This is a genomic window from Exiguobacterium sp. s152 (assembly GCF_018618335.1).
GTDB classification, from domain to species: Bacteria; Bacillota; Bacilli; order Exiguobacteriales; family Exiguobacteriaceae; genus Exiguobacterium; species Exiguobacterium chiriqhucha.
The window spans coordinates 306555-332085 of the sequence record NZ_JACSLX010000001.1 but is presented as its reverse complement, the minus strand read 5'-3'; the positions used below and the strand labels follow the sequence as shown (position 1 = coordinate 332085).

At 51.7% G+C, this 25531-nt stretch carries 24 protein-coding genes; 22 read left to right on the top strand and 2 right to left on the bottom strand.

All coding sequences use genetic code 11. The annotated features are described in order from the left end of the window. Window positions 1-74: 74 nt before the first annotated feature. The 14 genes from KNP72_RS01735 (at window position 75) to coaE (ending at window position 16456) form a co-directional block, all read left to right on the top strand. Window positions 75-629, top strand: coding sequence for a FadR/GntR family transcriptional regulator (locus KNP72_RS01735; protein WP_021065617.1), 555 nt, complete (start codon window positions 75-77; stop codon window positions 627-629). A gap of 14 nt (window positions 630-643) precedes the next feature. Further along, on the top strand, window positions 644-1498 hold the full coding sequence (gene accD / locus KNP72_RS01730; RefSeq protein WP_214832261.1) for an acetyl-CoA carboxylase, carboxyltransferase subunit beta: 855 nt from the start codon (window positions 644-646) through the stop codon (window positions 1496-1498). Further along, window positions 1491-2426: an acetyl-CoA carboxylase carboxyltransferase subunit alpha gene (locus KNP72_RS01725; RefSeq protein ID WP_214717521.1), complete on the top strand. Its 936-nt coding sequence runs from the start codon at window positions 1491-1493 to the stop codon at window positions 2424-2426. The genes accD and KNP72_RS01725 overlap by 8 nt, the downstream gene beginning before the upstream one ends. Window positions 2427-2586: 160 nt before the next feature. Further along, entirely contained in the window at window positions 2587-3555 is a 969-nt protein-coding gene (gene pfkA / locus KNP72_RS01720; protein ID WP_214831905.1) for a 6-phosphofructokinase, read from the top strand. A 95-nt stretch (window positions 3556-3650) separates the two neighbouring features. Beyond that, on the top strand, window positions 3651-5393 hold the full coding sequence (gene pyk, locus KNP72_RS01715) for a pyruvate kinase (RefSeq protein WP_214831904.1): 1743 nt from the start codon (window positions 3651-3653) through the stop codon (window positions 5391-5393). Between the two features lie 67 nt (window positions 5394-5460). Further along, the gene (locus KNP72_RS01710; protein ID WP_021065622.1) at window positions 5461-5925 is read left to right on the top strand and encodes a DUF441 domain-containing protein; all 465 of its coding nucleotides are present in this window, start codon (window positions 5461-5463) and stop codon (window positions 5923-5925) included. Window positions 5926-6108: 183 nt separating this feature from the next. Next, a complete protein-coding gene (citZ, locus tag KNP72_RS01705) occupies window positions 6109-7221 on the top strand; it encodes a citrate synthase (RefSeq protein ID WP_214831903.1) in 1113 nt (370 codons plus the stop codon). Between the two features lie 118 nt (window positions 7222-7339). Then, complete coding sequence (gene icd, locus KNP72_RS01700) at window positions 7340-8608, top strand: NADP-dependent isocitrate dehydrogenase (protein ID WP_029595182.1); 1269 nt, start codon at window positions 7340-7342, stop codon at window positions 8606-8608. Between the two features lie 30 nt (window positions 8609-8638). Beyond that, the gene (gene mdh / locus KNP72_RS01695; RefSeq protein ID WP_214831901.1) at window positions 8639-9574 is read left to right on the top strand and encodes a malate dehydrogenase; all 936 of its coding nucleotides are present in this window, start codon (window positions 8639-8641) and stop codon (window positions 9572-9574) included. 185 nt (window positions 9575-9759) lie between these two features. Then, a complete protein-coding gene (locus KNP72_RS01690; RefSeq protein ID WP_214717510.1) occupies window positions 9760-10464 on the top strand; it encodes a response regulator transcription factor in 705 nt (234 codons plus the stop codon). Continuing rightward, the gene (gene pnpS / locus KNP72_RS01685) at window positions 10461-12188 is read left to right on the top strand and encodes a two-component system histidine kinase PnpS (protein ID WP_214831900.1); all 1728 of its coding nucleotides are present in this window, start codon (window positions 10461-10463) and stop codon (window positions 12186-12188) included. The genes KNP72_RS01690 and pnpS overlap by 4 nt, the downstream gene beginning before the upstream one ends. A gap of 207 nt (window positions 12189-12395) precedes the next feature. Continuing rightward, entirely contained in the window at window positions 12396-14993 is a 2598-nt protein-coding gene (polA, locus tag KNP72_RS01680) for a DNA polymerase I (RefSeq protein ID WP_214831899.1), read from the top strand. Window positions 14994-15013: 20 nt separating this feature from the next. Beyond that, the gene (mutM, locus tag KNP72_RS01675; protein WP_214717504.1) at window positions 15014-15838 is read left to right on the top strand and encodes a DNA-formamidopyrimidine glycosylase; all 825 of its coding nucleotides are present in this window, start codon (window positions 15014-15016) and stop codon (window positions 15836-15838) included. 12 nt (window positions 15839-15850) lie between these two features. Continuing rightward, entirely contained in the window at window positions 15851-16456 is a 606-nt protein-coding gene (coaE, locus tag KNP72_RS01670) for a dephospho-CoA kinase (RefSeq protein WP_214831898.1), read from the top strand. Window positions 16457-16473: 17 nt separating this feature from the next. On the opposite strand, the gene KNP72_RS01665 is transcribed toward coaE, so the two are convergent. Next, window positions 16474-16956 (bottom strand): site-2 protease family protein, encoded by a 483-nt coding sequence (locus KNP72_RS01665; RefSeq protein WP_214717500.1) that lies wholly within the window; start codon window positions 16954-16956, stop codon window positions 16474-16476. Window positions 16957-17111: 155 nt separating this feature from the next. Between KNP72_RS01665 and KNP72_RS01660 the strand changes: the two genes are divergently transcribed. The 8 genes from KNP72_RS01660 to KNP72_RS01625 all read left to right on the top strand — a co-directional run bounded on the left by KNP72_RS01660 (window position 17112) and on the right by KNP72_RS01625 (window position 25265). Next, window positions 17112-18143 carry a glyceraldehyde-3-phosphate dehydrogenase gene (locus tag KNP72_RS01660; RefSeq protein WP_214831897.1) on the top strand — a complete coding sequence of 344 codons (1032 nt, stop codon included), beginning with the start codon at window positions 17112-17114 and terminating at the stop codon, window positions 18141-18143. A gap of 231 nt (window positions 18144-18374) precedes the next feature. Beyond that, complete coding sequence (gene speD, locus KNP72_RS01655) at window positions 18375-18761, top strand: adenosylmethionine decarboxylase (RefSeq protein ID WP_029595188.1); 387 nt, start codon at window positions 18375-18377, stop codon at window positions 18759-18761. 111 nt (window positions 18762-18872) lie between these two features. Further along, window positions 18873-19244, top strand: coding sequence for a hypothetical protein (locus KNP72_RS01650; RefSeq protein WP_214717496.1), 372 nt, complete (start codon window positions 18873-18875; stop codon window positions 19242-19244). Between the two features lie 12 nt (window positions 19245-19256). Next, complete coding sequence (gene nrdR / locus KNP72_RS01645; RefSeq protein ID WP_021065634.1) at window positions 19257-19724, top strand: transcriptional regulator NrdR; 468 nt, start codon at window positions 19257-19259, stop codon at window positions 19722-19724. Window positions 19725-19766: 42 nt separating this feature from the next. Beyond that, a complete protein-coding gene (locus KNP72_RS01640; RefSeq protein ID WP_214717494.1) occupies window positions 19767-21119 on the top strand; it encodes a DnaD domain protein in 1353 nt (450 codons plus the stop codon). A 5-nt stretch (window positions 21120-21124) separates the two neighbouring features. Beyond that, window positions 21125-22039, top strand: a complete 915-nt coding sequence (gene dnaI, locus KNP72_RS01635; protein ID WP_021065636.1) for a primosomal protein DnaI — start codon at window positions 21125-21127, stop codon at window positions 22037-22039. 312 nt (window positions 22040-22351) lie between these two features. Continuing rightward, entirely contained in the window at window positions 22352-24289 is a 1938-nt protein-coding gene (gene thrS, locus KNP72_RS01630; RefSeq protein WP_214717492.1) for a threonine--tRNA ligase, read from the top strand. A 112-nt stretch (window positions 24290-24401) separates the two neighbouring features. Further along, window positions 24402-25265, top strand: coding sequence for a DUF1002 domain-containing protein (locus KNP72_RS01625; protein ID WP_214718335.1), 864 nt, complete (start codon window positions 24402-24404; stop codon window positions 25263-25265). A 53-nt stretch (window positions 25266-25318) separates the two neighbouring features. Here KNP72_RS01625 and KNP72_RS01620 read toward each other — a convergent pair whose 3' ends face one another. Next, window positions 25319-25528, bottom strand: a complete 210-nt coding sequence (locus KNP72_RS01620; protein WP_021065639.1) for a hypothetical protein — start codon at window positions 25526-25528, stop codon at window positions 25319-25321. Window positions 25529-25531 lie beyond the last annotated feature (3 nt).

Genomic DNA, 25531 nt, shown 5'->3' with positions numbered 1-25531 from the left:
AAAGTGGTATAATCTGTTTAATTGGTCTGACCACTTTAGAGATAATGCCATCCAAAAGGGAGTTGAACGGTCAGATGCATGGAAAACACGCATCCTCATTTCACGAAAACATTTCTAAAATCAGAACGTTAATCGTCCAGGCCGCACTCGAGCCGGGCGACCGTCTCCCGTCAGAACGGGAACTCGCTGAAACGCTGTCCATCAGCCGTGCCTCAGTCCGTGAAGCATTACGGGCTCTCAGCTTCCTTGGGATTGTTGAGACGAAACACGGCGGCGGCACGTTTTTGTGCGAACAGGATCGGCATCGTTACATTGAAATCTTGTCAGAGTTCATCGTCACGAAACAGACGAAGGCGTCGGACATCGTTGATATGTTGCGTTTGCTTGAGCGCTTGGCGTTGACGGAGGTCGAACCGACCCCGGAACGCATCGCGTTGCTTGAGTCGAGCGTTGAGACGGACCGCGCCTTCAGGCAAAACCTTATCTTCGGATTAAAGAATGAACTGTTCATTCGAATCTGGAGCGAAGTTAACCGGTTTTATGACGGCACGGACGCAGGCGACCTATATACGGAAGACGAACGTAGACGATTGTTGGAGATGTGGCGTGGGGCGGGGATGCCGGAATGAACGAGGGGGAAGCGATGACTGCTTTTTTCAAGAAACCTAAACGATATATGCCATTGCGTCAACGAGAACCAAAGATTGATGCACCACAAGGCTTGATGACGAAATGTCCATCTTGTAAATATATGCATTACACGAAACAGTTAAACGAGAATCATAAAGTGTGTGATTGCGGCTACCATTTCCCGCTCAGTGTAGATGAGCGGATTCACATGTTGGTCGATGGTCAATCGTTTGAAAAATTTGCGGGACCGCTCGTTAAAGAGAACCCGCTTGATTTTCCAGATTATGAAGATAAATTGAAAAAAGACAGGGAACGAACTGGGATTGAAGAAGCAATCGTTTGCGGTCGTGCCACAATCGACGGTCTGCCGGTCGTCGTCTGCGTCATGGATGCCCGCTTCCGTATGGGGTCGATGGGCGCCTACGTCGGAGAAGCGATCGCCTCGGCGGTCCGGACCGCGACGAAAGACGGATTGCCGGTCGTCCTGTTCACGGCCTCGGGTGGTGCCCGCATGCAAGAAGGCATGGTCAGCTTGATGCAGATGGCCAATACGTCAATCGCCTTGAAAGAACATGACGAGGCGGGTCTTCTGTATGTCGCCTACTTGACGCATCCGACAACAGGTGGCGTGTCGGCGAGTTTCGCGATGCTTGGTGACGTGAACGTTGCCGAACCGGGAGCGTTGATTGGCTTTGCCGGTCGTCGCATCATCGAACAGACAATTCGTGAAAAATTGCCAGACAACTTCCAAACTGCCGAGTTTCTATTAGAAGCGGGTCAACTGGACGCCGTTGTTCATCGTGAACAGATGCGTTCGTTCTTGAAGAAGATGATTGAGTTACACGGCGGGGAGGTCCATCATGTTTGATCCAATCAAAGAAGTAAATGAACAGCTCGGGAAGTTGCGTGAGACGGCGGAGACGAAAGGAATCGATTTATCCCGTGAGATCCGTCACCTTGAAGCGAAGCTCCATCGATTAGAAAAAGACATTTATGGGAATATGAAACCGTGGGATCGCGTGCAGCTGGCGCGAAATCCGAAACGGCCGACGACGCTCGATTATATCGATCGCCTGTTCCCGGATTTCATTGAGTTGCACGGTGACCGTCACGGCTACGATGACGCTGCGATTGTAGCGGGATTGGCCACACTCGACGGTGTCCCGGTGACGATTATCGGTCATCAACGTGGGCGGAACACGAAAGAGAACATGAAACGCAACTTCGGGATGCCTCATCCAGAAGGCTATCGCAAAGCACTTCGTTTCATGAAGCAAGCAGAGAAGTTCAATCGTCCGGTCATTACGTTCATCGATACAAAAGGCGCCTACCCTGGGAAAGCGGCCGAAGAGCGTGGACAAAGCGAAGCGATTGCCCGCAACTTGTTTGAAATGGCGACGTTGAAAGTTCCGATTATCTCGATTGTCATCGGGGAAGGCGGATCGGGCGGTGCGCTCGGGATTGGTGTTTGCGACCGGTTGCTCATGCTTGAAAACAGCACGTACTCGGTCATTTCACCAGAAGGCGCGGCTGCCCTGCTTTGGAAAGACGCGAAGCTTGCGGAACGCGCTGCGGAAACGATGAAGATTACTGCACAAGATTTGTTGAATTTAGGGATTGTCGATGAAGTCGTCACCGAGGTGTTCGGTGGGGCCCATATCGATGTGTCATTACAGTCATCGCTCTTAAAGCCTGTATTAGCACAACACATGACTGAGTTGCGAGGACGGACTCAAAACGAGTTGTTGCAAGGGCGCGCTACCAAATATCATGAAATTGGCACAATTGGCTCGTGAAAACGTTAACAATCGCTTTGCGTTCACGTTAAATCACTCACGGGTTGACTGCTTTTGAGCACACCCCATGCTTTTTTTTCACATACTTGTGTTGTAAAACAAAGGTCAGACATGGTATTTTATTTTCAGATTTCGTTAAAACACATAAGAGGTGAGTGACGTGAATTTAAAACGTATTGCGGTATTGACAAGTGGGGGAGACGCCCCCGGAATGAACGCTGCAGTCCGTGCCGTGACCCGAAAAGCGATTTTCGAAGGTCTAGAAGTGTACGGTGTGTATAACGGCTATCAAGGTCTAATCGAAGGAGATCTCGTTGAATTGAACCTCGGTTCTGTCGGTGATATCATCCAGCGTGGAGGAACTTTCTTACGTTCTGCCCGTTGCCCTGAGTTTAGAACGGAAGAGGGCCGTGCCAAAGCGGTCGAGCAGTTGAAGAAATTCAATATCGACGCGCTTGTAGTCATCGGGGGCGACGGTTCTTACCGTGGCGCCCAGAAGTTGACGGAACTTGGATTCCCGACAATCGGGCTTCCAGGAACGATCGACAACGATATCCCAGGAACGGACGCGACAATCGGGTTCGATACGGCGCTCAATACGGCGCTTGACGCGATTGATAAAATCCGTGATACGGCGTCGTCGCATGAGCGGACGTACGTCATCGAAGTAATGGGTCGTGATGCAGGTGACATCGCACTTTATGCCGGTCTTGCCGGTGGTGCCGAGTCAATCCTCGTCCCAGAACGTCCAGAAGATTTGAGTGCCATCGTCGACCGCATCAACCATGGTGTGGCGCGCGGTAAGAAACACTCAATCGTCGTTGTCGCCGAAGGCGCAGGCAGTGCCGAAGAAATCGGAAAAATGATCGCTGAGAAGACAAACTCAGAGACGCGTGTAACGATTCTTGGACATATCCAACGCGGCGGTTCCCCGACTGCTGCTGACCGTGTGCTTGCGAGCCGCATGGGTGCATATGCCGTCGAGATTTTACTCGAAGGCAAAGCCGGACGTGTCGTCGGTATTCGTGGCGGTAAGATGATGGATCTTGATATCGATGAAGCGCTCGACCATAACAAACACACGCTCGATATGCAGTTGATCGATCTTTCGAACCAACTTTCGATTTAACGAGTAGCAGTGAACTCCACAGAGACGGGATCAGGTCGGTCGACCCCCCGTTTTCTGTGTGTAAATGCAATACATCCCCTAGGAGGTTTTTATTTATGCGTAGAACGAAAATTGTATGTACGATTGGACCAGCTTCAGAGAAACGTCTTCCGGAAATGATTGAAGCCGGAATGAACGTCGCTCGTCTCAACTTCTCACACGGTGACTATGAAGAGCACGGCGCACGTATCCGTGACATTCGCGAAGCATCAAAAGCTGCCGGTAAAGTCGTGACAGTACTTCTTGACACGAAAGGTCCTGAAATTCGTACACATACGTTTGAAGAAGGAAAAGCACTCCTCGAAAAAGGAAAAGAAGTCATCATCGTCTCGACAGAAGAAATCGTCGGAACGAAAGATCGTTTCTCAGTCACGTACGAAGGCTTGTACGAAGACGTTGAAGTCGGGTCACGCATCATGCTCGACGACGGACTCATTGGTCTCCTTGTCGTTGAGAAACTCCCGAACCGTGACCTTCGTTGCGTCATCGAAAACGAAGGCATCATCAAGACGAAGAAAGGTGTCAACTTGCCTAACGTCAAAGTGAACCTTCCTGCCCTTACAGACAAAGACATCGCCGACATCGAGTTCGGTATTTCTCAAGACATCGATGTCATCGCGGCATCGTTCGTCCGCCGTGCGTCTGACGTCGTTGAGATTCGTCAACTTCTCGAGCGCAACAACGCGTCACACATCAAAATCTATCCAAAAATCGAAAACCAAGAAGGTGTCGACAACATCGACGAAATCTTGGCGATTTCTGACGGTTTGATGGTCGCTCGTGGTGACCTCGGAATCGAGATCCCAACAGAAGAAGTCACACCAGTTCAAAAAGAATTGATCAAGAAATGTAACGACCTCGGGAAACCGGTCATCACGGCCACACAAATGCTTGATTCAATGCAACGCAACCCGCGTCCAACACGTGCGGAAGCATCTGACGTTGCCAACGCCATCCTCGATGGTACGGACGCAGTCATGCTTTCAGGTGAGACGGCAGCAGGGGACTACCCAATCGAGTCAGTTCAAATGCAAGCAGCAATCGCTGTTCGTACTGAGCAAATGCTCGACTACAAAAACTTGCTCAAAGATCGTCAGAAACGCAGTGAGCACACGGTAACGGATGCGATCTCACAAGCGGTTGCCCACACGGCAATCAACTTGAACGCGAAAGCGATCTTGACACCGACACAATCAGGTTACACGGCTGCTCGTACAGCGAAGTATCGTCCAGAGGCGAACATCATCGCGGTCACAGAGTCAGAGCGTGTGGCACGTCAATTGAACCTCGTTTGGGGCGTGTACCCAATCGTGGCTGACACGATGCCGAACAACACGGATGAGATGCTGGTACAAGCTTCAGAAGCAGCTCGTCACGCTGGATTCGTTACAGACGGTGACCTCGTCGTCATCTCGGCTGGTATCCCGGCTGCGACAGCTGGTACGACGAACATGATGAAAGTTCATATCGTCGGTCACGCCCTCGCAAACGGACGCGGCATCGGTGAGCGTGGTCTCGTCGGTGAAGTCGTCGTTGCGAACAATGCAGACGAAGCGAATGCGAAAGCGAAAGAGGGCATGATCCTCGTCGCACCATTCACAGATAAAGAAATGATGCCAGCGATTGAAAAAGCGGCTGGAATCATCACAGAAGACGGTGGATTGACGAGCCATGCCGGTATCGTTGGACCATCACTCCGCAAGCCGGTTATCGTCGGTGTCGAATCAGCGACATCAACGTTCCGCGACGGACAGATGATTTCAATCGACCCACTTACTGGTAAAATCTACAACGCGTAATCGAATGCCAATCGAACCGACCTTTTCATGAGGTCGGTTCTTTTTCCATTCAGAAAGAGAGTGTGTGATGAGTGCCTATTTATTCTTGCTGTTGCTCGTATTGATTGGGGTTATCTCCCATAACCAGTCGGTCATCATCGCCAGCAGTGTCCTCTTGATTATTAAAGCGGTCGGATTCGGCGACCAATTGTTCCCGACGCTCGCCTCAAAAGGCATCCATTGGGGCGTAACGATTATTACAATTGCCGTCCTCGTGCCGATTGCGACAGGCGACATCGGATTCCGGGAATTGTGGAATAGTATTAAAGGTCCAGTCGGCATCATCGCGTTCGCCTCTGGAATCTTCGTCGCGCTCGCCGCCGGCCAAGGGGTTCAATTGATGCGGGTCGACCCCGTCGTGACGACGGCATTGCTCGCTGGGACCATCCTGGCCGTCGGTTTCATGAAAGGCGTGCCGGTCGGACCGCTCGTCGGAGCCGGCATCGCCGCCTTGATTTTAGGTGGATTTAGCCTGTTACAAAAATGGTTTTGACATTTTTTGACGGCTGGATACGCTTACATTTCTTTTTTTCAGTAAATTGTTTATACTAGATAAAGGACAGGGTGGAGCGAGCTCGAAACGGATTGGGGAGAGTCTTCGACTCCTCGCCCTTATTCCCTACACACAGACTGTATATGCGGTCGATCACTTTTAAAGACTGAGGGGGAGTTATTGATGTCAACGACAAAAGGTTTAGAAGGAATTGTGGCAGCGGCCTCAAAAGTCAGTTCGATTATCGACGGACAATTGACTTACGGAGGATACACGATTGACGATTTGGCAGATCATGCCACATTCGAAGAGGTTATTTTCCTATTATGGAACGACCGCCTTCCGAAAGCAGATGAATTAACCGAGCTCTCAGCAGCGCTCGTGAAAGAAGCCAAATTGCCAGAAGACGTCATCGCGACGCTCGAACGGGCACCGAAATCGGCCAATGCGATGGCGACGATTCGGACTGCACTTTCACAGCTCGCGCTTTATGATGAAGAGTCTGAAGATATGAGTCCGGAAGTGAACATGCGCAAAGCGATTCGTCTCCAAGCGCAAATCGCCACGATTGTGACGGCATTTGCTCGTCTTCGTAAAGGCGAACAACCGGTTGCACCAAAACAGGGCTTGTCTTATGCGGGCAACTTCTTGTACATGTTGAATGGAGAAGAGCCGAGCGAGGTCGCCGAGAAGACGATTGACAAGGCACTCATCCTTCACGCCGACCATGAATTGAACGCTTCGACGTTCACGGCCCGCGTCTGCGTCGCCACATTGTCGGATATTTATTCAGGTGTGACGGCGGCGATGGGCGCCCTTAAAGGCCCGCTCCACGGTGGTGCGAACGAGGCGGTCATGAAGATGCTTCATGAAATCGGATCGGTCGACAAAGTCGAAGACTACGTCCGCGGCAAGTTCGAACGCCGTGAGAAGATTATGGGCTTCGGTCACCGTGTCTATAAGGACGGCGACCCACGCGCGAAACATTTGAAAGAGATGAGCCGCCAATTGACGGCCCAAATCGGCGAACCGGAATGGTACGAGATGTCTGAGAAAATCGATCATCTCGTCGAGACGGAAAAAGGCTTGAAACCGAACGTCGATTTCTATTCGGCGTCAACATATTACGCGCTCGGTCTCGACGAAGAGTTGTTCACGCCAATCTTTGCTGTCTCACGCATGTCGGGCTGGATTGCCCACATCCTCGAGCAGTACGCGGACAACCGTTTGATCCGTCCTCGCGCTGAATACATCGGCGAGACGAACCGGTCATACGTCCCGGTGAACGAGCGTTAATTGACGCCGAACGAGAAGTTCGAGTCACAATTTAGACATAAACTTTGGTAAACTAACAATTGACGTAGGTCGGCGCTCGCGTCGGCCTACATAAATGTACTTAGGGGGATTCATTATGTTGACACAAAACGAAAAGATTACAGTTGAAAACGGTGTATTAAACGTACCAAACGTACCGACGATTCCATTTATCATCGGCGACGGCACAGGACCTGATATTTGGAACGCATCAGTGCGCGTCTTCGATGCGGCTGTCGAAAAAGCATATGGCGGCGAGAAGAAAATCGAATGGATGGAAGTGTACGCTGGGGAGAAGGCCTACAACCAAAAAGGCGAATGGCTTCCAAACGAGACACTCGATCAAATCCGTGAATATTTGATTGCCATCAAAGGTCCATTGACGACACCGGTCGGCGGCGGAATCCGTTCACTCAACGTAGCACTCCGTCAAGAACTTGACTTGTACACGTGCTTGCGCCCGGTCCGTTACTTCACAGGCGTCCCTTCACCGGTCAAACGCCCAGAGGATACAGACATGGTCATCTTCCGTGAGAACACAGAAGATATCTACGCAGGAATCGAATACGCGTCAGGTAGCGACGAAGTGAAGAAGTTGATCTCATTCTTGAAAGAAGAGATGAACGTCAACAAAATCCGTTTCCCAGAAACGTCTGGAATCGGGATCAAGCCAATCTCGTCTGAAGGTACAAAACGTCTTGTTCGTGCGGCTCTCGAGTACGCCATCGCGAACAACCGTAAATCGCTCACGCTCGTCCATAAAGGGAACATCATGAAGTTCACAGAAGGCGCCTTCAAAAACTGGGGCTATGAGCTTGCAGAAGAAGAGTACGGCGACAAAGTCTTCACATGGGCGCAGTATGACCGTATCAAAGAAGAGTCAGGCGAAGCGGCTGCGAATGAAGCGCAATCGAAAGCAGAAGCAGAAGGCAAAATCATCGTAAAAGATTCAATCGCTGATATCTTCTTGCAACAGATTTTGACACGTCCTCGTGAGTTCGATGTCGTGGCAACGATGAACTTGAACGGTGACTACATCTCGGATGCACTCGCTGCCCAAGTCGGTGGAATCGGAATCGCCCCTGGAGCAAACATCAACTACGTGACGGGCCATGCCATCTTCGAAGCGACACACGGTACGGCACCTAAGTATGCCGGCCTCGACAAGGTCAACCCATCATCGGTCATCTTGTCAGGTGAAATGATGCTTCGTCATATGAACTGGAACGAAGCGGCTGACCTCATCATCAACTCGATGGAAAAGACGATTGCCTCGAAAGTCGTCACATACGATTTCGCTCGTCTCATGGACGGCGCGACAGAAGTGAAGTGTTCAGAGTTTGCGGATGAATTAATTAAAAACATGTAAGACATCAGCTAAACCAAGGGGGAGAGCACAATGATTCGTCGCAATAAAATCTCGGTTATCGGTAGCGGATTCACGGGGGCCACGACGGCACTGTATTTGGCTCAAAAAGAACTCGGTAACGTCGTCTTGCTCGATATCAAAGAAAACGAGAACCCGACGAAAGGAAAAGCGCTCGATATGCAAGAGACGGCGCCGATTCAAGGGTTTGACTCGTGGATTACAGGGACGTCGGACTATGCCGAAACGGCGGGCTCGGATATCGTAGTCATCACAGCGGGAATCGCGCGCAAGCCAGGCATGAGCCGGGACGACCTCGTCTCGACGAACGCCAAAGTGATGCGGGCGGTCACGAAAGAAGTGACCCGTTACTCACCGGATGCGATTATCATCGTCTTGACGAACCCGGTCGACGCGATGACGTATGCCGCCTTCAAAGAGTCAGGCTTCCCGAAAGAGCGTGTCATTGGTCAATCCGGTGTGCTTGATACGGCCCGGTTCCGGACGTTCGTCGCTGCGGAGTTGAATATATCCGTGAAGGACGTCTCTGGATTCGTGCTCGGTGGGCACGGGGATGACATGGTCCCGCTCATCCGCTACTCGTATGCGGGGGGAATCCCGCTCGAGAAATTGTTGCCGACCGACCGCATCGAAGCGATCGTCAATCGGACCCGTAAAGGCGGCGGTGAGATTGTCCAACTGCTCGGGAACGGATCGGCCTACTATGCGCCGGCCGCGGCCATCGTCGAGATGGTCGAAGCGATTCTCAAAGATCAACGGCGTATTTTACCGGCCATCGCGTATCTCGACGGCGAATACGGTTTCCACGACATGTATCTCGGAGTTCCGACGATTCTTGGTGCGAACGGGATCGAACGTGTGCTCGAACTTGAATTGACGGAAGCCGAAACGGCGGCGCTACAGCGATCAGCCGACTCGGTCCGCTCCGTCCTGAACGTCCTCAACTGAGGGCTTACCTCGTCTGCCATGGCAGACGAGGTTTTTTGTATGCGTGGCACATGCTACACTGAAAGCAGAACGTGGATTTGTTTTGTTTTTGTAAAGATTTGCTTTGAGGTTGGTCGTACGTGGCATTGATTTGTAAAATAGGTAGTGTACATGACTGAACAGATAGATTAGAGGAGGAACTAAGCGTGGCTGATAAAGTAATTGTTGTCGATGACGAGGTGTCGATTGCGACGTTATTAAAGTTTAATTTAGAACAAGCCGGGTTCGAAGTCGAGACGGCGCACGATGGAAAGACCGGACTTGAACTGGCCGAGAAACAAGATGCCGTCTTGATTGTCCTCGATTTGATGTTGCCTGAGATGGACGGTCTTGAGGTTTGTAAACGGCTCCGCCAACAAAAAGTGAACACACCGATTCTCATGTTGACGGCGAAAGACGATGAGTTCGATAAAGTGCTCGGCCTCGAACTCGGTGCCGATGACTATTTGACGAAGCCGTTCAGCCCACGGGAAGTCGTAGCCCGGGTCAAAGCTATCCTACGCCGTTCGGCCCCACAAGAAGCGCGGGCGACGGACACGGACGTCATCGAGATTGGCGACGTGAAAATCATCGCGTCGAACTATGAAGTGTTCAAGAACGGCGAACGCCTCGAATTGACACCGAAAGAGTTCGAACTGTTGGCCTACCTGGCCAAGAACAAAGGACGCGTCTTGACGCGCGACCAGCTCTTGTCGGCGATTTGGAATTACGACTTCGTCGGAGATACGCGCATCGTGGACGTCCACATCAGCCACCTCCGCGAGAAGATTGAGCCGGTGACGAAAAAACCGACCTATATCAAGACGATTCGCGGCCTCGGTTATAAGATGGAAGAGCCGATGGCCGAATGAAGACGTACCGCTCGCGGTTTTTGACGACGCTCATCCTGCTCGTGACGGGCGTCTTATTGACCCTCGGAATCGTGCTCGGTCAATTGTTCAAAGACTTTTATTTGGATTCTGAACGCGACCGGTTGAAAGAAGACGCTGAGTTGGCCGCGCTCTATTTAGACGGAGGCGACCTTGCGGACATCCAAGACTACGTCGGTCAAATCGATGATGAGAGCAGTTTCGATATCTTGCTCCTCAATCGTCGGATGGAAGTCATCGCCGGGACACCGTTTCGGGTCGGTTCCTTTGATTTCCGGATGGATGCCTCGTCGATTCCGGAAGGCGGGACGTTCGGCAACGAGACACGCGAGGACTTGATTCAGTTCACGAAGCCGATCGAACTGTCATCCGATGACACGGTATATTTGAGTTTTATCCGTTACGTCTCCGATTTGGAAGGGGTGTATGACCGGATTTGGCTGACCATCGCGCTAGCCTTGATTTTCTCGTTCTTCTTAATCCTTTTCGTGTTACACAACCTGACGAACCAATTCATCCGACCAATCGACGAGGCGACCATCGTCTTGCGAGAACTGGCGGACGGGAACTATCGGGCCCGAGTCTACGAGTTGCGAAACGATGAGGAGACGGGCAGCCTGGCCGGGTCGATTAACGTGCTCGCCCGCAACTTGGAGACAATCTCACTCGGGGAATCGGTTCAACGGGCAAGGCTTGAGTCGCTCATCGAGTATATGGGAGCAGGGTTACTTTTGGTCGACGAACGTGGCATCGTGACGCTCGTCAACCGCTCGTATCGCGACATGTTCCAATATGATGAGTTGATGATCGGTCAGTTTTATCATGGGATCTTGCCGAGCCCGGACGTTGAGACGCTGATTGAAGACGTCTATTTGACAGAGGAGCCGCATCGCCGACAACTATCGATTCGGTCCGGTTTCAACCAAAAGACGTATATGGTATCGGCCGCACCGATTTTCAGTGATACAGGCATGTTGCGCGGGACGACGCTTCTCTTTAACGACATCAGCGAGTTGAAGCGACTTGAGAAGATGCGCAAGGATTTCGTCGCGAACGTCAGTCATGAACTGAAGACGCCGCTCACGTCGATTCGTGGTTTCAGCGAGACGCTGCTCGACGGGGCGAAAGAAGTGCCGGAACTACGCGATCAATTCTTGGATATCATTCAAAAGGAAGCGACGCGCATGCAGATGCTCGTCGAGGACTTGCTCGAACTGTCGCGGCTCGAACGGGAAGACTTCCATTTGGAGTTCACCCCGGTCCAACTCAATCAGCTCGTCGAGGAAGTCTGTCTCGTGCTCAGTCAAAAAGCGGAGCAGAAATCGATTCACTTGGAGTCGCGTCATGATGGGGAAGTCGTCTTGCAGGCGGACATGAACCGAATCAAACAAGTCATCTTGAATCTCGTCGCCAATGCGATCAATTACTCGCCGGAAGGTAGCCAGGTCGAGATTGCGGTCGAGAAGAGACCGGACGGCTCTTATTTGATTGTCAAAGACAACGGCATCGGCATCGCGCCGAAAGAAGTGGGCCGAATCTTTGAACGGTTCTACCGGGTCGATAAGGCGCGGAGCCGAAACTCCGGCGGGACGGGTCTTGGTCTTGCCATCGTCAAGCATATCGTCGATCTCCATCACGCGACGATTCAAGTCGATAGCGTCGAAGGCGAAGGAACGACGTTCACCATCAAATTCCCGAGTGCTTAACAAGGAATTCATGGTGAATTCATACCGGCTTTACAAAGCGATGCTACTCTATGGATGAGACCTCTTCATCATCTCGTGTCCCGATTGGTGCTCATCTCCACTCGATCGGGAAGATCGACCCTTTTCTAGTACCTAGAAAAGGGTCTTTTTTTTCGAACGCATGTACCCGTATGATATGATGGAACCAGATAGAATGGAGGTTGTCCAATGAATAAACTACTACTCCTTGACGGAAACTCACTCACGTATCGTGCCTTTTTCGCGTTGCCTCCGATGACGGATGCGAGCGGTCGAAACACGAACGCCGTGTACGGGTTCACGATGATGTTATTGAAGCTGATGGAAGACGAACAGCCGACACATTTCGCGGTCGCGTTCGATGCGTCGAAAAAGACGTTCCGCCACGACACGTATGCCGACTATAAAGGCGGACGGCAAAAGACACCGGGTGAGCTCCGCGAGCAATTCCCGATTGTCCGTGAGATTTGCGAGGCGTTCGGTATAAAAGTGCTCGAACTCGACCAGTACGAGGCCGATGACATCATCGGGACGCTTTCAAAAAATACCGCGTTCGACCAAGTGACGGTCGTCACGGGTGATAAGGATTTACTGCAGTTGATTGACGACCGTGTCACCGTCTATTTGACAAAGCGCGGCATCACTGACGTCGAGACGATGGACGCAGCGGCGTTCCACGAGCGATACGAGGGACTGACCCCGCTTCAAATGATTGATTTGAAAGGTCTGATGGGCGATAAATCCGATAACATCCCCGGCATCCCCGGTGTCGGTGAGAAGACGGCCCTCAAATTGCTCACAGCTTACGGTTCTGTGGAAGGCCTATATGAACATACGCATGAACTGAAAGGGAAGCAAAAAGAGAAGGTCGAGGCGAACGAGCGGGAAGCGCTCATGTCGAAACAATTGGCGACGATTTTTACCGACGTGCCGATTGACGTTACCATGGACGAGCTCACGTTCCATCCGTATGACGCTGGAAAAGTGAAGCCGCTGTTCATGAGCCTGCAGTTCAAGTCGCTTCTCGGGAAACTGAGTCTCGACGCGGCGAGCGAGGAAGCCGTGGAAGTGCGTGATGTGAACCATATCGGGATTGACGAGCAAGACTTGACAGAAGCGGTCCTCTTCCTCGAGCAACTTCGCGACGATTATTTCGAAGAATCGGTCATTGGCGTGGCCATCGCTTCAAAAGCCGGGGTGACCGTCGGTGACGTGTCGCTCTTAGACGTGCCGGCTGTCCGCGAATGGCTGGCGGATGAAAACCGGGCCACGATTTGTCTCGATGCGAAACAGACGATCATTCAATTGAAACGCCACGGCGTGTCGCTCCGAGGCTACGAGGACTTGCTCGTCGCTGGCTATTTGCTCAACTTGTCAGGCGGGACGACGCTCGACTCGATTGCCGCCCATTTCGAATACGCCTTGCCGGAAGATGAGCCCGTGTATGGAAAAGGGGCAAAACTGCACGTGCCGGAACAAGATGTCCTCGAGCAACACCTCGGGGAGAAGGCGATGGCCATCTTGACGTTGTTCGTGAACGTCAGTAACGAGCTTGTCCAAAACGAACAGACATCGCTGTATGAAGATTTGGAACGGCCGCTCGCCTCGGTGCTCGCTGAGATGGAGTGGGCCGGGATTCACGTCGACGTGGCGACATTGAAGGTGATGGAAGACGATCTCCGCGAACGCTTGCTTCAACTCGAGACCGAAATTCACAGCCTCGCTGGCGAAACGTTCAATATCAATTCACCGAAGCAACTCGGCGTCATCCTATTCGAGAAGTTGGCGTTGCCGCCGGTCAAGAAGACGAAGACGGGATACTCGACGGCGGCGGACGTACTGGAAAAACTCGCACCGCTTCACCCAATCGTCGAACATATCATGCATTACCGTGAACTCGGAAAGTTGCAGTCGACGTACGTCGAAGGGCTACAAAAAGTCATCAAGGACGACGGGAAAATCCATACCCGTTACACGCAGACGTTGACGCAGACGGGACGGTTATCTTCGGTCAACCCGAACTTGCAAAACATCCCGATTCGCTTGGAAGAAGGACGTCGCATTCGTAAAGCGTTCACAGCGAGCGAGGCAGACTGGGTACTCTATGCGGTCGACTACTCGCAAATCGAGCTCCGCATCATGGCCCACATGTCACAAGATGAGAAGATGCTCGAGGCGTTCCTGCATGACGAGGATATTCATACGTCGACGGCAGCCAACGTGTTCCGGGTCGCCAAAGAAGAAGTGACGTCGCTCATGCGTCGTCAAGCGAAAGCGGTCAACTTTGGGATTATCTACGGCATCAGTGATTATGGGCTGTCGCAAAACCTCGGTATCAGCCGAAAAGAAGCGCAGACGTTCATCGATACGTACTTCGAGCAATTCCCAGGAGTGAAACGGTTCATGGATGCTGCCATCGAACGGGCCCGGGAACACGGCTACGTCGAGACGATGTTGAAACGCCGCCGCAATATCCCGGACATCCATTCACGCAACTTCAACTTGCGCGGTTTCGCCGAACGGACGGCCATCAATACGCCGATTCAAGGGACGGCAGCCGATATTATCAAGAAAGCGATGATTGACGTCGACGTGGCGCTCCGAGAGTCGGGACTTAAGTCGAAACTATTGCTTCAAGTCCACGATGAACTCATCTTCGAAGGGCCGAAAGAAGAGACGGAAGCGCTCGAAAAAATCGTCAAACAAGCGATGGAGCACACAATCACATTGGACGTCCCGCTCCGCGCGGACGGTTCGTTCGGTGAGACGTGGTTCGACACGAAATAAGATCGAGAAAGGAAATCAATATGCCTGAATTACCAGAAGTGGAGACGGTCTGTCGCCGATTGCGACCGTTCGTCTCCGGAAAAACGATTGCAAATGTCGAGGTGCTCGACGCGAAAATCATTCGGGGACACGAACCGGAGATTTGGGTTCAACAGTTGCTCGGTGAGACGATTCAAGACGTCGAACGGCGCGGGAAATTTATTTTGTTCAAATTGACGAACGGATATCTCGTTTCGCATCTCCGCATGGAAGGGAAATTCTTTCCGCATGACGAAATGGTCAATCCGGTCAAACATACGCACGTCGTCTTCACGTTCACGGACGGGACGACGCTCCATTACAACGACGTCAGAAAGTTCGGCACGATGGAACTGAAGACGAATGACGACTTGTATGTGACACCGCCGTTGTCGTTGCTCGCGCTTGAACCGTTCGATCCGGAAGTGACGGCGGAGACGCTCCACACCCGATTGAAGCGGATGAACGTCCGGGCCATCAAGACCGCACTCCTCGACCAGTCGATTTTCGTCGGCCTCGGTAATATTTATGTCGATGAGACGTTGTTCCGGGCCGGTGTCCATCCGACCCGGCCGGCCGCCTCGCTCTCGCTAGACGAGGTACGTTTAGTGCACCAAGAGGCTGTGGCGGTGTTGACGGAAGCGATTGAGCGCGGCGGGAGCACGATTCGAAGTTATACGAATCCCGACGGTGCGAGCGGGACGTATCAAGAGACGCTCTACGTGTATGGTCAGACCGGTGAGCCGTGTAAACGTTGCGGTCGACCGATTGAAAAGATGAAATTGGGCGGACGGGGCACGCACTACTGTCCGCACTGCCAACAGTAAGAGGTGGACACGATGTTGAAGATTGGTTTGACAGGTGGAATTGCGACAGGGAAGTCGACCGTATCCCGCCTGTTTCGAAAGCAAGGCATCCCGATTATCGATGCCGACAAGATGGCGCGAATCGTCATCGAGCCGGGAGGTAAGGCGTTCGCGGCCGTTCGTGAGGCGTTCCCACAATGTTTCTCCGGTGACACGTTGAACCGTCAAGCGCTCGGGCGTGAGATTTTTCATGATGACGCCAAACGCCAGTTGCTGAATCAACTCATGCATCCGGCGATTCGTGAGGAGATGCTCGAAGAGATGCGTGGCTACGAGGCGGCTGGGCGGACCGTCGTCATCTTCGACATCCCGCTCTTGTTCGAAGGGACGATGCGCGACCTCGTCGACTATACGGTCGTCGTCTATTGCCGCGAAGAGATTCAGTTGATGCGTCTCATGGAGCGGAACGGCTTGACGAAAGCGGAAGCGTTCGCGCGCATCCATGCCCAAATGCCGATTGAAGAGAAGAAGCAACAAGCTGATTTTTTAATCAACAATAACGGTGCTTTAGGCGATTTGTCGGCCCAAGTGGCCCACCTCGTCGAACAATTCGAAGACATGAAAAAAGAAGGCGGCTGAGCGCCTTCTTTTTTTGTTCAGTTCAACGGGTCTGAGTCCGGTCGGCCTTTCTTCCACGTATCGAAGATGGCTCGGCCGTCACTTGGGTGACCGTTCGAATAATAAATCGGATAGAGCGAGAAGAAGACGTAATAAAACGAGAAATACGCGAATTGATACGTATAGAGCGTCGGTTCAATCTCTCGCATCAAGATGAAGGCGTTCACGAGCAAGATGCTCGATAAGTTAAAAATCGAACCGCCCGCGTAGACGAGACTGCGGGTCAAGCGGTTGCTATACTTCAAGTCGCTGAATTGACACCACGCGTCATAGAAATAGACGCGGTTGAACTGCAGGCGTCCGACTTTGAATAATTTTTTACCGGTCCCAATCTCCATATCGAGCGAACCCCCAAATAGTTTCGCGAAGAAGAAGTGGCCGAATTGATGGATAATCGTCACAATCGGCAAAATGATGAAAAACGAGATGATAAATTTGTCTAAATCGGTCCAATCGAACATGCTGTCCTAGCTCCTTTCCAAGCTCTACACCAAATTTCCCTCTTTTTCAAATCTGAAACTGTAAAAAAGCGAAAGAAATGTGACGATTCATAGTGAAAACGCTTCCATTTTTCCGTTATAATGGTGTCGTAACGCAGAAAAAAGGGGGACTTTACATGGGGACGAAAGTTGCAATCAATGGATTTGGTCGAATCGGAAGAATGGTGTTCCGGAAATTGATGCTTGAAGGGCGTCACGACGTGGTCGCCATCAATGCGAGCTATCCGGCGGAGACGCTCGCCCATCTGATTAAGCACGACACGGTCCACGGACCGTTCACACTCACGGTGAGGGCGCATGGGGATGCGCTTGAAGTCGATGGGAAACGCATCATGCTCGTCTCCGAGCGTGATCCGGAGCGGTTGCCGTGGAACGAGCTCGGCGTCGAAATCGTCATCGAGGCGACGGGGAAATTCAATTCAGACGTCGGGGCAGCAAAACATTTGACGGCCGGTGCGAAAAAAGTCATTTTGACGGCGCCAGGGAAAGGTGAGCTGCGGACGATTGTCATGGGGGTGAACGATCGTGATTATTTACCGGAGCACGATCACATCATCTCGAACGCTTCGTGCACGACGAACTGTCTCGGCCCGGTCGTGAAAGTATTGGACTCGACATTCGGCATCGAGACGGGGCTCATCACGACCGTGCACGCCTATACGAATGATCAAAATAATATCGATAATCCACATAAAGACTTACGGCGCGCCCGTGCTTGTGGTAGTTCCATTATACCGACTTCGACCGGGGCTGCCAAAGCCATCGGACTCGTCTTGCCTGAACTGCAAGGGAAATTGAACGGGATGGCGCTTCGCGTCCCGACACCGAACGTCTCACTCGTCGACCTCGTCGTCGAGTTACGACGGGACGTGACGGTCGATGAAGTGAATGAGGCGTTCGAGCGTGCCGCTCACGGAGAGATGACGGGCATCCTTGGTGTCTCGAACGAACCACTCGTCTCAATCGACTTCAACGGGGATGAGCGTTCGTCGATTATCGATGCCGATTCGACGATGGTGCTCGGGGGCAATCACGTCAAAGTCCTCGCCTGGTACGATAACGAATGGGGTTATTCGTGCCGTGTCGTCGACCTGTTGGATATGGTCGCGAGCTACTTGCAAATCGGGCAACAAGAAACCCACGTCTGAAGAAATATATTTACACAAAAATATTTTTAAGGAATTGAAACAAATGTCTTGTATCGACGTCCCAAACGCGATACACTCTAACTCGTGAACTTCAATTGGTCTGACAAACGCAACTTAAAGGGTTAGGACCTCTTTGGACTAACTTGCCCCCGTGGTTGTGGGCGATTCAGGCACAAAGTGAGTGATCATCAACTACTTTGAGACCATTGATGTAAAGGGGGATCCACTAATATGGATACTATGGGACGTCACATTATTACAGAACTTTGGGAGTGCAATCCCGACAAATTGAACGATATTGACTACATCGAGCGCTTGTTCGTCGATGCAGCACTTCGTTCGGGCGCTGAAGTCCGCGAAGTCGCTTTCCACAAATTTGCGCCACACGGTGTAAGTGGAGTCGTTATCATCTCAGAATCACACTTAACGATTCACAGTTTCCCAGAGCATGGCTACGCATCAGTCGATGTGTTCACATGTGGGGACCGAATTGATCCGGCCACAGCTTCGCAGTACATCGCGGAAGGCTTGGAAGCAAAAGTTCGTGAGGACGTTAAACTTGATCGCGGAATGGGGCCGATTCGTGTTCCGGAAGCACAAGTTGCAATCAGCAAATAATCAGATTGACCTTTTGAGGCTGGCCGAATTTCGGTCAGCCCTTTTAATTGTTTTGTTAACCGCTTAATTTTGATATGCTTAACCTATATAAATAAGGTGTCGAGGTGGATAATGGGATTATTGGATAAGTTTCAAACACATGTCCAGACGGACGATTTGCATAAAAATGAGGCGCTACGCACACGTTACGTAGCAGCATCGCCGACCGCCGTGCTCACATGGCTCCGCGAACGGATTGAAGCACAAGGACAAACGGTTCGCCGGGTCGATGCAGACCGGGGCGAAGTGGCGTTTTACGGTGACGGCTGGGATGCACTGGCGACAGTCATTCAAGTGGATGGCGGACGCACGGCTGTCGACTTCACGTTGAACCGTGACCAGATGCTCGGACCGGACCTTGGTCAAATCGTCACCGCATACTATGAGGCGCTACAAGTGAAGTTCCCGCTCCGCGCCATCGGGAATCAATCTGTTGAACGATAAGGAGGGCTGAGCATGCGTTGTCCTAAATGCGATCATAATGGAACGAGAGTGCTCGACTCCCGACCAGTACAAGATTTCTATTCGATTCGTCGCCGTCGCGAATGCGAGGAGTGCGGCTATCGCTTCACCACGTTTGAAACGGTCGAACAGACCCCGCTCATCATCGTTAAAAAAGACGGGAATCGGGAAGAGTTCAGCCGGGAGAAAGTACTTCGCGGGATTATTCGGGCGTGCGAAAAACGACCGGTCACGCTAGAGCAACTCGAAGGCGTGGTCACGAAAGTCGAACAACAGTTACGCGCGCTCGGTCAGTCCGAGATTCCGAGTGAGCAAGTCGGTGAGCTCGTGATGAATGAATTGGCACGTGTCGATGAAGTTGCCTACGTCCGCTTCGCGTCCGTCTATCGCCAGTTCAAAGATATCTCTGTGTTCTTTAAAGAACTTGAAGATTTAATGAAGCAAGAAAAATCGACCAACTAGAGGGGCGGCCTGCTGGTCGCCTTTTTTCAGGGGAGACCTATCATGGAAAAAGAACGAATCTTGTACGGGACTGACGAACTGTTGATTATGAGCACTGGGCTCATCGATCGCGAGTCGTATCAGTCGTTGTACCACTTATATCAGCCGGTCATCGGTGTGAAGGCACTTGCGATGTATCAGACGCTTTGGAGCGAGCTGAAGCCCGGGAAGATGAAATCGAATTATATGTCGCACAGCGCGCTCTGTGAAATGCTAGATTACTCGATTAACGAGCTGACGGACTGTCTGTTTCGGCTCGAGGCGATTGGTCTCGTCCGGACGTATAAGACGAAAGACGAGCGTTTGACTCAGTACGTATATCAATTGCGTGTCCCGCTCGCACCCCATACGTTCTTGAACGACGGACTGTTGTCGAGTTTTCTTTTCTATAAAGTCGGGGAAGTGCGCTTCAAACAGTTGCAAGGACGATTCACGATCGATCCATTGCCGGCCGGGATTATCGAGGTGACGAAAGACTTTAATGAAGTGTTCGACGTCAAAGGTGTCAATCACATGGCGTTCACCCAAAAGAACTACGAGAAACCCGACCGCGCCAAAATCGAGATCAACTATACGTTCGATATGGAAATCGTCAAAAAACTGACGAACTTCCCCGTCGGCTTTTTCACGAAGAAGCTCGATGAGACGATCACGAAGCTTGCCTACGTCTCACAAATCGATGAAGAGACGATGGCCGAGATGTTGAAGGAGTATTTCGTCCACGAGGCGTATCTACCACTCAGCGAGCAAGAGAAACGCGACGGCTGCCGCCAAATGGTGTTGCAGTTGAAGAAGAAACAAACGCGACATCGGAAAGTGAAGTTGGACGAGACGGTAAAAGCAGAAATCGGTGATTTGCATGACGTGACGGTCATGGAAGAAGCGCATCCGCATCAATACGTGTCGACGTTACGGAAGACGCCACAACTGTCGAAGAGTGATGAGCAACTCATTATCGATCTCGTCGATACGCTCGGGCTCGCACCAAGTGTCATCAATGCATTGTTCTATTACTGTATCGAAGTGAAGAAGCAGACGCGGCTCAGTGAGAACTATGTCATGCGGATCGCGACGAGTTGGAAGACGGCGGGCTATTTAAACGCCAAAGACGCGTTGGAACAAGAAGCGACACAAGATGCGCTCATCGAGAAGAAACAGCAGAAACGGGAAAATGTGCAACAGCGGACGACCGTCGGCTCGAGACGCAAAGACAAGACCGAGATGCCGAAATGGCTCGAAGACGAGGCGAAAGAGCAACGGACGTACGATCAAAAACGAAAACAAGAGCTCGAGGCATCGGTCCCAGACGACGCGGAACTCGTTAAGCTGTTGAATGAATTGAAAGAGAAAGGATGAGAGACATGGAACGCATCAATCAAACGCTCGCCCAAATGATGAACCGGAAAGAAGTGCGGGAAGCGTACGAATCGATTCGCCGGCGCACCCTCGAACATCCAGAAGTCGTCGCTTTTTTAAAGGCGCATCCGGAGTTAGACGAGACGGCGGTCGAAGTCGGCTTTACGAAGCTCAGTGAATATGCGGAACAGATGGACGGTAAGAAGCTCGTCGAGGAGCAAGCCGTCATCCCGGGCCATCAGCCGGTGCTCTATGTCGACCTCGGTCAAATCGCAATCCGTTATGAAGAGACGGTGAAGCATCGTCAAGCACGGCGCCAAAAAGAGATGGACCGGAAGTTCAAGAGTCTATTCTTGCCGGAGGAAGTGCGAGAGGCGAGCTTTGAATCATTCGACTGGTCCGATGACGCCCGTAAAATCGCACTCCGTGAATCGATGCGGTTCGTCTCAGGCATGAAGACTCGCCAAAAAGTGAACGGTTTATACCTTCACGGTAGCTTCGGCGTCGGGAAGACGTACTTGCTCGCGGCGATTGCTAATGAGCTGAAAGTGGCGGACATCGAGACGATCCTTGTCCACGCCCCGGGATTCGTCTCGGAAGCAAAACGGAAAATCCGGACCGACTCGTTCGATTCGTTTTTGACGTCATTCCAACACGTGCCGGTGCTATTGATTGATGACATCGGGGCCGAGGCAATCAGTCCGTGGGTACGGGATGAACTGTTCGGGATCATTTTACAGTATCGCATGATGCATCGCTTGCCGACGCTTTACAGCTCGAACTTTAGCGGAGAAGAGCTCGAGACCCACTTCTCAATCGACGGTTCGCCACAGAACAAAATGAAGGCGCAGCGGCTTATGCAGCGCATCTCGACGACGACGACGCAAATTGAGTTAAAAGGTGAGAATCGACGGCGGTAAAGGGATTGTATTTCTGGAACGAGTTGACTATACTAATAAGCATATAACCGATGCATTGAAGAGGACATGAGACGTCGTAACGGGTTTCAAAGCGAGGGAAGGCTGGTGAGAGCTTCCTAAACACGCCGATCGCCTTACTCCCTCCGAGCACCGTACGGGTCAATCGTGCGGCGATTCACACTCGTTATCGTGTGTTCGAGCCAAGCGGATTGCTTGGGAACGAGGGTGGTACCACGAGAATCAAAGCTCGTCCCTTTCATAGGGATGGGCTTTTTTTATTTATTTTTAAATGTAGAGAGGGGAAGTTGACACATGATTCAATTGACATTTCCAGATGGGGCCGTCAAAGAGTTTGAGGCCGGAATCACAGCAGAAGAAGTAGCAGGTTCAATCAGTCCAGGGCTTCGTAAAAAAGCAATCGCGGCAAAAATCGACGGTGAGATGATCGATTACCGTCGTCCGATTGAACAGGACGGCAAAATCGAGCTCGTCATGCCTGACTCAGAAGACGGCATCGATTTGATGCGCCACTCGTCAGCCCACTTGATGGCCCAAGCCATCAAACGGTTGTACGGCGAAGAAGGTAGCATCTACCTCGGCATCGGACCAACAATCGAGAACGGGTTCTATTATGATATCGAGATGGACCGCCGCATCAACGAGGAAGACCTTCCAGAAATCGAGAAGATGATGAAACGAATCGTCGATGAGAACTTGGACATCACTCGCGAAGTCGTCTCGCGCGACGAAGCGCTCGAGCGCTATAAACAGCTCGGAGACCCGCTCAAAATCGAATTGATTGAAGATATCCCGGCGAGCGAGACGCTTACGATTTACCATCAAGGCGAATTCTTCGACTTGTGCCGCGGACCGCACGTCCCGTCGACATCGAAATTGAAAGTGTTCAAGTTGATGAGTGTGGCTGGCGCATACTGGCGCGGCGACTCGGATAACAAAATGCTCCAACGGATTTATGGAACGGCATTCGCGACGAAAGAGCAACTCGCGGAACACTTGCGTCTGCTAGAGGAAGCGAAAGAGCGCGATCACCGCAAGCTCGGGAAAGAACTCGATCTCTTCTTCGTGTCGCAAGAAGTCGGCCAGGGTTTGCCGATGTGGCTCCCGAAAGGTGCCTCGATTCGTCGTACGGTCGAACGTTATATCGTCGACAAAGAGCTCGAGCTCGGGTATCAGCACGTCTACACACCGGTCCTCGGTTCGGTCGACCTGTATAAGACATCGGGTCACTGGGATCACTATCAAGACGATATGTTCCCGAAAATGGAGATGGACAACGAAGAACTCGTCCTTCGTCCGATGAACTGTCCTCACCACATGACGATCTATAAACATGAGCCGCGCTCATACCGCGAACTCCCGCTTCGCATCGCCGAGCTCGGCGGTATGCACCGTTACGAGATGTCAGGGGCGCTCACAGGCCTCCAACGCGTCCGTTACATGGTGTTAAACGACGGGCATACGTTCGTCACACCTGAGCAGATGAAGCAAGAGTTCAAAGATATCGTCCATTTGATTCAAGAAGTGTATGCCGACTTTGGCATCAAGGATTATCGCTTCCGCTTGTCGTACCGTGACCCGGCCGATAAAGAGAAGTACTTCGACAACGATGCGATTTGGGAAACAGCCCAACGTCAATTGAAAGAGACGATGGATGAGCTCGGTCTCCCGTATTTCGAAGCGGAAGGCGAAGCGGCGTTCTACGGACCGAAGCTTGACGTCCAAGTCCGGACGGCGCTCGGCAAAGAGGAGACGTTGTCGACGGTCCAACTCGACTTCTTGCTCCCTGAGCGATTCGACTTGACGTACACAGGACCAGACGGCAAAGACCATCGCCCGATCGTCCTTCACCGTGGTGTCGTCTCGACGATGGAGCGTTTTGTCGCTTACTTGATCGAAGAGTATAAAGGAGCGTTCCCGACATGGCTCGCCCCGGTTCAAGTCAAATTGATTCCTGTTTCGCACGTTCACGACGAATATGTCGCAGAAGTGAAGGCAGAGCTCGTCAAGCGCGGTGTCCGTGTCGAAACGGACCTCCGTGACGAGAAGCTCGGCTATAAGATCCGAGAAGCACAGATGAAGAAGATTCCGATGACACTCGTCCTCGGTGATAAAGAGCGCGATGAGCGTGCGGTCAACATCCGCCGCTACGGACAGCAAGAACAAGTATCGGCCACACTCGATGCGTTCTTGGCATCCCTCACAGAAGAAATCGCGAACCGTTCACGTTAATCGGTCGACCATCCTTCGCCGGAAGGGTGGTCGTTTTTTCGGTCTCAAGACGGATGCGGAACGAGTGATGGAAACGTAAGGTAGAAGAAAGGAGTGATTCATTTTGAATTATATGAAACCATTAGTGGCGTTGACGATCGGTTCGGTCGTCGCGACAAGCATGATTCCAAAAGTAAACGCAGAAGCCATCGTCGATGACACGATTGTCACACTCGGTGAATCATTATCAGCCAGCCAACGGGATTGGGTGCTCGAACGAGTTGAGGCACCGGCTGGGATTGAACCGATCATCACGACCGCGGCCGATGAAGATAAGTACTTAGGGGATGCCGTCCCACAAGCACAGCGCGGCGGAGGTATGTATTCATCAGCCCGTATCAAACTGACTGACGGGACTGGACTCGATATCAAAACGGAGAACGTGACGTGGGTCACCGAAGATATGTATGCGAACGCACTCGTGACCGCTGGTGTCACCGATGCCGACATTTACATCACATCTCCGATTCGTGTCACCGGGACGTCGGCCTTGACGGGCATCATGAAAGCGTACGATCAGACAGCGGAAGAGACAGGAATCCAATTGTCCGAAGAGCGGAAAGACTTGGCGCAGGAAGAACTAGCTGTCACGTCTGAAATCGGGAAGACAGTCGGTCAAGAGGATGTGGCCGGTCTCATGAACGAGATCAAAGCTGAGATTGCGAACAAGGCACCGGAGACGAACATTGAGATTCGCGATATCGTCATCCAAGTGTTGAATCAAAACAATGTCCAATTGTCTGATACGCAGTTAACGCAATTGACGACGCTGTTTGAAAACATGCAACAAGCGAACCTAGACTGGGGCGCAATCAGCAACGGGCTGCAAGGTGCCGGACAAGACGTCCAGGCGTTCCTCGAGACCGAGGAAGTCCAAGGTTTCTTCGCCCGCTTGTTCGATGCACTCAGCAACTTCTTCAAGTCGTTGACGAATTGATTTACATTGACCACGTGACAAATGGTATTGAAAAAAGGGCGAGCGCCCTTTTTTCAATACCATCGTTTATGGATATAGTCGCGAGCGGACTCATGGTCGTCGACAATCTTCAATGTGATTCGGTTCATTTCTTCTAATAAGTCCGTCAAAATCGCTTCGAGCTTGGCATCACTCACCTCATGGTGGCGCATCGTCTCTTGTACGATGTGTTTGATTTGGTCATGATAATCATGGTCGTCTTTCACTTGCTTTCTCCAAGACACGGT